Raw genomic sequence first — 10,267 nt, 5'->3', positions numbered from 1 at the left:
AATAGTTTTATAGTTTCCATCATATTTAACTTCAGTGATTGTTTGATTGTATGGGTCTATGAGAAAAGCTTTCATTATGTTTGTCCTATAAAAAATGTAATTTTTGTATTACTAATTAGTATAGGAACGGTTAGATTATTCTGTCCGTTCAGGCAAAAAATAGCCCCAATTGTTTAACTTAGCCTGCAAACGCAGTTTGTAAGTTGTGCAATTGGGGCTTAACCTCTATTGGGTTGGAGCTATAAAAGTTCCTTGGCTGATGCAAGTCTTTGCCCTAAAACTAGGGCTGGGGTGGGTATGAGCGCTAAATAATTTGGCTCAGAATTATTTGCACCTTTTGGTGAGAAATTTCACCTCAAGGCGACTAATCAATGAATTAGAATTAAATCAGCTTAAGAAGCTTCCACAATTTTTGTCCTATAAAAGGTATAGTAATAATTTGTAATTTTGATCAAATCATCAATTTTTGCGCAATTTAAAGTATACCCATTTATATGACCCCAAATTCCTCATCAACTAGCTTTACATCTAATTCCAAGGCTATGGGTGTGAGTTTGAGTGGTTTTGATAAAATAAAATCATATAGGTTTGATGACTTTAGCAGAGATTTTAATTGGTGCAATTATAGTTGCAGTTTTACCGGTGTCGGTATGCCGTCTGCGCGTTGAATTACGCTGTCTACCTTTGCCCAATCCACTGTGGCCTTATGGTGTTTGGCAATCTTACTTAATTCCTTCGAGACCTGCTTTTTTAGCTGGCGTTTGCTTGAAGACCATTTTTCCAAGGGTTCATTAGCTTCAAGATAGAGCATATCCTCATGCCATGCGGTCAAATAAGGGTCATGCACAATCCGCACGGGCGTTCCAACTGCGGTTTTCTTAAACATAACTTCTATATCTTCGGGATACATCTGCACACAGCCGTGGCTAATCTGCATTCCAATACCAAACGGCTTGTTTGTGCCGTGGATTAAATAACTGCCAATAGCCAAGCGCATAGCATAAAGCCCTAAGGGATTATCTGGGCCAGAACGCACCACACTGGGTAAATAATGCCCTTTTGCGGCATGTTCACGGTGTATGGACGGCGGTACATGCCAATCGGGATTGGGGGTTTTGATGGCAACACTGGTCATACCCATCGGAGTATTCCAGCCATCACGACCTATTCCAACTGGGTAGGTATAGACTTTATTACGTTGCTTTCTAGGGTAATAAAACATCCGCATATTAGCAACATTCAACACAATGCCTTTGTGGGGCGCATCGGGCAAAATGAATTGCAAAGGCAGGAGAACACGGCTGTTTGCCCTGGGTGTCCAGGCCGAAACTCCAGCGTTAGCGGCAGTTATATCGTTATAGCCCAAGCCGTAATTCCGTGCTATATCGGGCAAGGTATCGTCTTCGCGGGATTCTACTGCGGCTATCTCGCCTATCAGGGTTTGATCGCCGGACAGTTCAAACTCATGCTTATCAATATCAGATTGTAAGGGAACGCTAGGCTCTTCAAAAACATGGCGGTCATGTCCAGGAAAAAACTCAGATAGCGTTTGGCAACCGCTTAAGAGCATCACTGCTGCGAATAAGCTGATGAATAAATTCAGTTTTTTAGCATTCAACATATCGTATTCAATTTTAATGTGAGTCCACTTTCATAAGGATAAAAATACTACTGAAAATCCCTTTTGTTACTTATTAAAGCGTATTACGCCGAGCTGTTCAAGTGTAGTATATTGATGATTAAGAAAGCATTAAGGAGATTCTGAGCAAATTGATTTCCCTGTGGATTAAATCACACGGTCATAGATACTCCGCTTAAAGCCACCCCGCCTTCTTAAACCGCCGATACAAAATACCGCACACCAGCGCAATTGCAGTCAGTGCCGCTGGATAACCGTATTTCATCCGTAATTCCGGCATGACATCAAAGTTCATACCCCAGATACCAACAAATGCCGTGGCAACAGCGAATATACCCGCCCAGGCGGCGAGGCGTTTGGTGACTTCGCTTTCTTCTATCGTTACCATCGACAGGTTGACTTGGATCGCTGTGCCTATGGTTTCGCGCATGTTTTCTATGGAGGCATGAATGCGATTGAGATGATCGTAGACATCCCGAAAATATTCGCGGGTATTGGCGCAAACCGTTGGCACACGACCTCTGTGCAGCTTGCTGGTTTCTTCAATTAGGGGGGCGACCGCGTGTTTCAGCGTGGTGACTTTTCGCTTAAGTTCATACAGGCGTTCTATATTAGAACGCGCAGAACCTTTGATGAAGATTTGTTCTTCAATATCTTCAAGCTCAGACTCCAGCGCATCCAGTACGGGAAAGTAGCGATCAACCACCGCATCCATCAACGCATAAAACACGAAACCCGCGCCGTGGCTTAATAAATGCGGTTCGCGCTCGCACCGCGCACGTACACCCAGAAAGCCGTCATTGTTGCGATTCCGCACAGATAACACGAAGTTTAAGCCCACGAAAACATCAACTTCGCCGACGGTCACATCGTCGCCATCCATTTTCACCAAGTGCATCGCAGCAAATAGGGAATCGCCGTATTCTTCTATCTTAGGGCGCTGGTGGCTGTTCCAGGCATCTTCAACAGCAAGCGGATGTAGATCGAACTCTTCGCGCATTTTTTCCAGCTCTGCCAACTCGGCATCCAGCAAGGCAACCCAGACAAAGCAGTTAGGTATCAGTAAATAATCGCTGATTTCCTCAATGGTGATGTCCTTAAGTTTTTTGCCTTCTTGATAGGCAACGCAATTTATGAGCATGATGCTTCCTTTTGATGATTCTTTTAATATCGAATAGCTATAATGGGATGATTACAACAGCTTTTGATAGTAGCATGATGCTTAGATTTGCTCCATCCCTGAGAACCCCTGGTCTTTCTGATTCCATAATCGGAAAATATGCCTTACTCTATGAATAATCGCTGTTTTTCATCAAATCCTGGGAATGCTAATGCTTAAAACTCTTTATAGCAAAGTCACCAATGCCTTATTGACGGTATTGGTGTTCATCTATTTGGTCTTGGAAGAACTGGTTTGGGAACGGATTGCCGAACCGATCTATGCCTTTATCCGTGAACTGAAGATACTCCATAAGCTTGAAACTGTAATTCTGAGGCTTAACCGTTATACCTTATTAGTGTGTTTTCTGGCGTTGTTCGGCGCTGTTGAGCTATTGGGCATCTTCGCGATAGGCTTATTTGCCCAAGGTCAGGTACTGACAGCAACGATAATTTATGTCGGAAAAATCCCCATCGCTGCATTCACGTTTTGGTTGTTTCAAATCGCCAAAGACAAATTATTGACCTTCGCGTGGTTTAAGTTTTGTTACGAATGGTTATTAGCGCAGCTACATAAAATTAAGACCAGCACCATATACGTCAATATCAAAACCAAGATTACATCAATCAAAACCTGGTTTATAAGTCTATGGGCAAACGAAACAGTGCGCCGAGTTAAAGCTGTGTTGGGATTTAAGCAGCCATAACCACTTTTAACACCTTGTTTTAGAAATGATTAATACAAAAAAACTTCAAATCGTTCTAGCCAGCAATAATCCAGGCAAAATCAGGGAAATCCAGACATTGCTACCGGACTATTTGATTATCCCTCAATCCGAATTTATTCAGACGGAAGCAGAAGAAACGGGCGTAACGTTCGTTGAAAACGCCTTGTTAAAAGCCCGCCATGCGGCACAACACTCTCATTTGCCCGTACTTGCCGATGATTCTGGCTTGGCAGTGGATGCCTTAAACGGGGAGCCAGGAATCTATTCTGCCCGTTATGCCGGACAAGGTGCGAGCGATAAAGACAATAACGACAAATTGCTGCTGGAACTGGCAGGCGTTCCTTTTGAAGATCGCACCGCACGCTTTATTTGCGTCATCGTCATGCTGGAACACGCCGCCGACCCCGTACCACTTCTCGCCCAGGGAATTTGGGAAGGCAAAATCCTCATGCACCCACAAGGTGCAAACGGTTTTGGTTACGATCCCTTGTTTTGGGTGCATGGACATGATTGTTCTTCTGCCGAATTGCCGCCTGAGGCTAAAAATACGTTGAGCCATAGAGGAAAGGCACTCAGGCAATTAGCTTTGATGTTGCAAAAATAGATCGGGCGCAATGCCTTTCACTATTGCGCCTTACGGTCTTTCGCATTATTCATTTATTGTACAACAATAAGTACGGTACAATAATGCGGACTTATTTATAAAAGGTAATTTTTATGTTGGCGATTAGTTATTCCGATTTACGCAACAACTTGGCAAAAACGATAGACCGTGTGAACGAGGATCACTTGCCGATCTTGATTACTCGACAAAACGGCAAACCTGCTGTCTTGATGTCGCTGGAAGACTTTAATGCTTATGACGAAACGGCTTACCTGGTGGCAAGCCCTGCGAACAAAAAGGATTTGGAACAAGCAATAGCCGAAATTAAGGCGGGAAACGTGGTTTACCATGAATTGCTTGAGGATGATGAGTGAGATTGTGTTTTCGTGGCAAAGCGTGGGATCAGTATATGCACTGGCACGATACCGATAAGGCTCAGTTTAAACGCATCAACACGCTAATTAAGGATATTCGCCGAAATCCATTTACTGGTATCGGGATGCCTGAACCACTTAAACATGAACTTACAGGCTTTTGGTCTCGGCGGATCGATCTTGAACATCGGCTAGTTTATTTGGTAACGGAAACCGAAATTATAATCGCGCAATGTAGATACCATTATTGATTTTTTATCGTTCCCATACTCCAGCATCACTGCCCACAGTTAAGAAATACGGAATCAAAAAACATGTTTTTTGATTCCTTATAAACAGTGAATGCTGGAGTGCAAACCTAGGTTTGTTCTCTAGGTGAAAGAGGTCTCAACGCTTAACCGTGGGCAGTGATGCTGGAGTATGGAATCGATAAAATTCACCCCAACCTTTTCCTCACCAAAGCCAAAGGCACTAGACAACCCACCAAAACACAAGCCAATAGCATCGCACCCATAGTAGGTGTCCAGTTTACGGTATAACTATCCGCCCGAACCGGTTTGGTCAGCCCAGGTATGCTAGATAAGTCGCCATCACCGCCATCGACTTTAAGCTGGGATTTCATGCCTTTTTCCATGTGTTGTGGCAGTTCGCAATGCACTAGATAAGTTTTTTTCATAGCAGGCATAATTAAAGAAGCCTTTAACTCCCCTGCTCCGTAAAGCTCCAGATGGAACATGCCTTGAGGGTATAAATACCCAGGTAGGCCATGTATCATTAGCTGATGTCGGATGTCGTCGTCATTGATGAAAGTAACATTTACTCGCGCACAAGGCGGAACATCCCATTGCTGGTTATCGAATGCGTACATTTTGCCGTTAAACTTTTTGGCGTGTTTATGTCCAGCGCGAATGGTTATATCAACATCCTTGGATATTTTTGGGCAATCTTTGGGCAAGCGGTCAGTATTGGCATTCATAATCATGCCTTTTTCGTCCATCAGCATGTGATCGTGTTCCATCATGGCTGATGCAGCGGTAACAACGCCCATTGCTAGAATTAAGGTAATAACAAGGGCTTTCATGGCAATTGCTTCCATTTATAAACCATCATAAGCACGATAAGTAACCCAACAATCAACCCAATCAACAACCCAAAAATCACCAGCTTCTTAACATCTGGAGAAATAAGCCCCGCATCCCCCAACACCGCCGCAAAATCCCCTTGCTGCCAAAGCGGTTGTTTTTTGGCGTAGTAATCTTTGTCGAATACCTCACCCAGCAGTTGGTCGTGCATCTTAGGCATTCCTAACTCGTCAATCAGTGGTTTGTAAGCCAAGATTGCCATATTTCCGCCAGGCTCCATGCCATCGGTGGTGGTTCCGGTCGGTACGTGGTCATGGAACATCCACAAACCAGGACCGTAACTGTGCAAGCCATCGTTCGTGGTTTGCAAATTCAGGTCTAACCGTTGCGCCATTGTTATATCAAACACATCGCGCGTTATTTGTTGGCCTGGCTGTAACTCCACGCCATCCAATGCGGTAATCGTTGCCTTGTGTCCGTGAATATGGATAGCGACTTGCGATCGCTGGGCATTAACGATACGTAGCTTGATAGCTTCATTACCTTCCGTGACTATCATCGAATCCCGCAAGGTATAAGGAAAAGAATGCCCGTTGAGCAGGAAGTAATTCTCGAACGACTCGGTCATGTTGTAATCACGGCTCATGCTCTTTGCGATAAGTCTTGGATCGGTTGCAGACTGGATGATAGCTGCCAGTTTTTTGTCGATGGACTGATAAAGCAAATCATATTCCTGGCTGTAGGTTTTTTTCACCGCAACTGATGGATGGCGCACTTGTCCCGCGCCGACATTGAATGTTTGCACCCAGTTATTAGGCTGGTTTTCCTCGATAACAAACATACCGCTCAAACCCATCATCATGTGCTGTGCAGTTTGTACATGGCAATGATAAAACATCGTACCCGTATGCCGTGGCTGTATCTCGTAGGTGTGACTTTTGCCTGGAAAAACCGGATGCTCTTCCATGCCGTCGTTATCTTCGCCTTTAGAATTTTGCCAAGGATGATCGACCCCATGCAGGTGTATGGTGTGCGGCAAATAATGGGTATTTTCCAGCGTGATGAACACCTTATCGCCCTGCTCAACCCGTATGGTGGGGGAAGGTACGCGCAGGAAAGGTCGTGCCTCGCGTGAGCTAAAGTTTTTCAACGCCATACCACTCGATTTAGGCGCATAAGCCCAAAGCCCAGGCTGAATGCCTGGTGCGATATTGTAAGTGTTGATGAAATAATCACCATCTGGGCTAGCGCCATTGAACTCGACGACTTCCAGCTTGAGGTGGATAACATCAGGATCGCCGTCGTGGTCAACGTCTTCACCCAGAACCAGCGCATCTTGCGCCAGATTAGACTGCATCAAGGTAGCCATCGAAATATTGTTGGTACCCTTCACCGATGCCGCAATATCAAAAGGATTGTCCGGTTCGCAAGCTGGCGCGGCAGCAATCTCCACGCCATCAATTACCTGAGCTTGACGCCATTCGGGATGCTCATTAGAGCAAGGCATTTCGGTTTTAGTGGTATCCCCTTGTACACGGCTGTACGCCGTAGCAGGTGGATTAATTTCCGCTTTTTGTAACCAGCCAGGGGTAAACTGCACAGCAACCGCAATCAATACCAAAATCAGTATCGTCAGCGTTAGGTAAGGTTTTTTTATCATAATCCTAAAATTTTTAGCGATAGGACTATTCTAAAGGGCAGGCCGTTCAAAACCTAATTGCTTTCTTGAAACGCACATTAAAGCTATTCATCTTTAACTAAAACTAAGCTAACAATTCAAGAAATCTCTGAACAAGTTGATTCCGATCATGGTTCGACAAGCTCACCACGTACGGAATCAACACCTTACCGTTCGTCCTGAGCCTGTCGAAGGACTTAATCAGACTTTTCTCAAACGTGTTTTCATTTCCTGCTCAGGTCATACCACAAACTGCTTTACCAAGCACATCAACAACCCGATCTTGTTGCTCTTGTGCTAACCCTACCCACAAAGGCAAACGGATTAAACTCTCGGATTGTCGGTTGGTCATATCCAGTTCGCCATGCACCCGCCCGTAGCGTTGACCAGCGGGTGACGAATGCAACGGCACATAATGAAAGACAGCGTTAATTTCGTTATGTTTGAGTTCATTGATGTAATCCTTGGCCGAAGGGCCTGAGATGTATTCTGTGCCACCAGCTTGAACACATAGATCAGCTAGACGTTCTGTCTTTCCGTCAAGCAAGGAATAGTCACAAGAATTACTGATAACCGTCTTGATGCCTAAGTAATCGCACACAACTTCTATGAATCGGCGATTTAATCGGGAGAGATGTGCATAAGATTCAGCAAGATAGAGCGGCTCTAGCCATTCTGCTATGTCGTCAAAGTGTGGCGCACGGCGATAGTTGTGTACCAATGCTTTCCAATGAGCCGATGCCCATTCTGAGCCGTCAATCTCGGTCTCCCTAATTTTTTGATGGTACTTGCCCTTGACTTGTACCGGGATTGTCAGCCACTGCACTCCCTGTGGTGTCTTTATCTGGTTGCGATTGCGCCAATCTCGCCGTGTGTATTGCATGTCGTCATACAGGATGAACTCATCAACCGCAGCAATCATGTCGAAGTATCCTTTCCAGGGGATGTAGTTGGATTGCAAGATGGCAACTTTCTTCATTGCGTTTTCCTTTTTGCTCTGTAAATCTGATAGGCAGGATTTGGCGAATCGGGAAGTCGCTCAAAGTGATCCAAGATGTATTGATATATTAACGGGTGTGTGTTTCTAAATCGCAATTCATCACGCCCGTCAAGCGGAAAATCGAGAACCAAAGCAAAACTGGGACTTACTAATTTTATTCTTTCGATCTCGGCTTGCTCGAAGACCTGAGAGCGAGAGAATAGAGCATAAATATCCGACATCGGTGACTTGCGTTCTAACATAGCATACGCGCCCGGCCAAAAAGGCGTAGCGATGATACTTTGACCATTTGGAGCATATTGGTCAGCCAGCTTCCGCAGTAACCCAACGTCTTGCGCTGTGCTCGAATCAACCAAGAGATTATCACCGGAAATTTCGACATTCACACATTGCTTACTATCATAACATTGCCAACCAGGGTGAAATACGTGCATGACCCAACGGCTTGCCCCGCATAACATAATTTCGAGCGACCACTTGATCTTATCAGGCTGCGTAGCCATTAGAACCAGACAGCCAATCAGCAGCGGAAAAATGCCGTGAGCAAGATGACCAACATCAGCCCGTGAATACGCGTAGTGTGCATAAGGGAGAGCCAAGAATGATGCTGCTACCAAAACAGGTGAAACGTGTTTATTCCGAAATTTCTGCCAGACCACCCAGATGATAGACAGCACGCCAAAAACGAGGATTGCGATAAAAAATAAACCAACCAACACGTCACGAATCGCTTCGCCTAGCGGCACTGAGGCGAAGCTAACTTGCCAAGGCCAGGGTATTGGAAGTGGTAGGTTAGTCGTTTTAACTTCAAACAAAAAGGTGATGCTTTCCCAAAATGCAATAGCAAATCCAGGGATGAGCAATGTCATTAAAAGTAAGGGTGCAAAACCTGCTGCAACTCCTACTGCCCACAGCGAAAATCCCTTAATAAATCCTGACCCATCCACCCGTTTAATGCTTAACCAAAGTATTACCCCAATGCTGCTCACTACACCATACATACCGTGATTACGCCCAAAGATTGCTACAAGCCCTACGCACAATCCGGTAAAAAAGTAACGTCTGCCGGTCGGATTTTGGATAAGGTAAGTCAAGACAGCAATTAATAGAATGGATAGCGAAATATCAAATAGTTTGTGGCGAGGGAACATCCATACCACCAAGGTAATCGCCGACAACAACAGATAAAAGAAATTTTGTTTTTTTACTGTACGGGCAATCAGTAATAGCCCAACAAATAAACCTATCGCTTGGAATATTGCGACTGAAGCGCGTAGAGTCATGATGCCGTTATCGCCCCACAATCTCATGATGGTAGCCGACCAGTAGTAGCGCCCAGGATCGTAGGACATGAAGTCACGCATAGGCACTTCACCTAGCATTACACGCTGAGCGCCATACCAAAGGTAGCCTTCTCCCATAGGTTGAATCCCTTGTTACCCTGCCATACAAAAGACACGAATACAACAAAGGTGGCTAAAGCCAGAGTTTGTACGGGTAAGCTATTATTTTTCATTTATTTTTTATGCGGCGCTTACTTACTGGTAAAAAATATTGCTTATCCAACAGCGAGAGTTAATCAAAGGGTTCATGATAGCAAAAACTAGAGTGAAAGGAATGAAACGAGGCTAATCACTTAACACGGATGCCAGTCTTTCAAAAATGGTAAAAAGCCTTATTGAACCCCTCACCTTAGCTCTCCTAGGAAAAGGGGATCAGTTACTTTTCGACTGGAACATCTTGCTAATCAGGAATTTGTTTGATAATTCGGGTTATTATCAAGGCAGGGCATAAATTTTCAGCACTTTTCTGGCAGCATTCCCAAGTAGGGCGTGTAAACGATAAAATTTGTACCAGATGTCTATTAGGGCTAGGATAACTGAAACTATTGTGCGTACACTGGTAGTGGGTTAAATCTGCAACTTGATTGATAAGGCGGGGTGCAAACCTAGGTTTGTATTCCCTAAAATTACAGGTTTCACCCACTACCCGCACACTGACATC

The 10,267-nt window shown here is 44.6% G+C and carries 10 protein-coding genes; 4 read left to right on the top strand and 6 right to left on the bottom strand.

Annotated elements, in window-relative coordinates; genetic code table 11:
- Positions 1–622: 622 nt before the first annotated feature.
- Both AC1YY3_RS09920 and corA read right to left on the bottom strand, forming a co-directional pair.
- Positions 623–1,621, bottom strand: coding sequence for a L,D-transpeptidase family protein (locus AC1YY3_RS09920; protein ID WP_481824168.1), 999 nt, complete (start codon positions 1,619–1,621; stop codon positions 623–625).
- Between the two features lie 193 nt (positions 1,622–1,814).
- Positions 1,815–2,780, bottom strand: a complete 966-nt coding sequence (gene corA, locus AC1YY3_RS09915; protein ID WP_481824167.1) for a magnesium/cobalt transporter CorA — start codon at positions 2,778–2,780, stop codon at positions 1,815–1,817.
- Positions 2,781–2,970: 190 nt separating this feature from the next.
- On the opposite strand from corA, the gene AC1YY3_RS09910 reads away from it, so the two are divergent.
- The 4 genes from AC1YY3_RS09910 (at position 2,971) to AC1YY3_RS09895 (ending at position 4,754) form a co-directional block, all read left to right on the top strand.
- A complete protein-coding gene (locus AC1YY3_RS09910; protein ID WP_481824166.1) occupies positions 2,971–3,504 on the top strand; it encodes a hypothetical protein in 534 nt (177 codons plus the stop codon).
- A gap of 25 nt (positions 3,505–3,529) precedes the next feature.
- Positions 3,530–4,129, top strand: coding sequence for an RdgB/HAM1 family non-canonical purine NTP pyrophosphatase (gene rdgB, locus AC1YY3_RS09905; RefSeq protein WP_481824165.1), 600 nt, complete (start codon positions 3,530–3,532; stop codon positions 4,127–4,129).
- 113 nt (positions 4,130–4,242) lie between these two features.
- Positions 4,243–4,503, top strand: coding sequence for a type II toxin-antitoxin system Phd/YefM family antitoxin (locus AC1YY3_RS09900; RefSeq protein ID WP_481824164.1), 261 nt, complete (start codon positions 4,243–4,245; stop codon positions 4,501–4,503).
- Positions 4,500–4,754 carry a Txe/YoeB family addiction module toxin gene (locus tag AC1YY3_RS09895; protein WP_481824163.1) on the top strand — a complete coding sequence of 85 codons (255 nt, stop codon included), beginning with the start codon at positions 4,500–4,502 and terminating at the stop codon, positions 4,752–4,754. The genes AC1YY3_RS09900 and AC1YY3_RS09895 overlap by 4 nt, the downstream gene beginning before the upstream one ends.
- A 185-nt stretch (positions 4,755–4,939) precedes the next feature.
- Here the strand turns inward: AC1YY3_RS09895 and AC1YY3_RS09890 are convergent, their stop codons facing one another.
- The 4 genes from AC1YY3_RS09890 to AC1YY3_RS09875 form a co-directional block, all read right to left on the bottom strand.
- Positions 4,940–5,584 (bottom strand): cupredoxin domain-containing protein, encoded by a 645-nt coding sequence (locus tag AC1YY3_RS09890; protein ID WP_481824162.1) that lies wholly within the window; start codon positions 5,582–5,584, stop codon positions 4,940–4,942.
- A complete protein-coding gene (locus AC1YY3_RS09885; protein WP_481824161.1) occupies positions 5,581–7,245 on the bottom strand; it encodes a multicopper oxidase domain-containing protein in 1,665 nt (554 codons plus the stop codon). Before AC1YY3_RS09885 ends, AC1YY3_RS09890 begins: the two co-directional genes overlap by 4 nt.
- A 253-nt stretch (positions 7,246–7,498) precedes the next feature.
- Positions 7,499–8,242 (bottom strand): WbqC family protein, encoded by a 744-nt coding sequence (locus AC1YY3_RS09880; protein ID WP_481824160.1) that lies wholly within the window; start codon positions 8,240–8,242, stop codon positions 7,499–7,501.
- The gene (locus AC1YY3_RS09875; RefSeq protein ID WP_481824159.1) at positions 8,239–9,684 is read right to left on the bottom strand and encodes a hypothetical protein; all 1,446 of its coding nucleotides are present in this window, start codon (positions 9,682–9,684) and stop codon (positions 8,239–8,241) included. Before AC1YY3_RS09875 ends, AC1YY3_RS09880 begins: the two co-directional genes overlap by 4 nt.
- Positions 9,685–10,267 lie beyond the last annotated feature (583 nt).

It is taken from the genome of Methyloglobulus sp. (genome assembly GCF_964779595.1).
The sequence above is the reverse complement of the archived record's forward strand: the minus strand, read 5'-3'. Positions and strand labels throughout refer to the sequence as shown.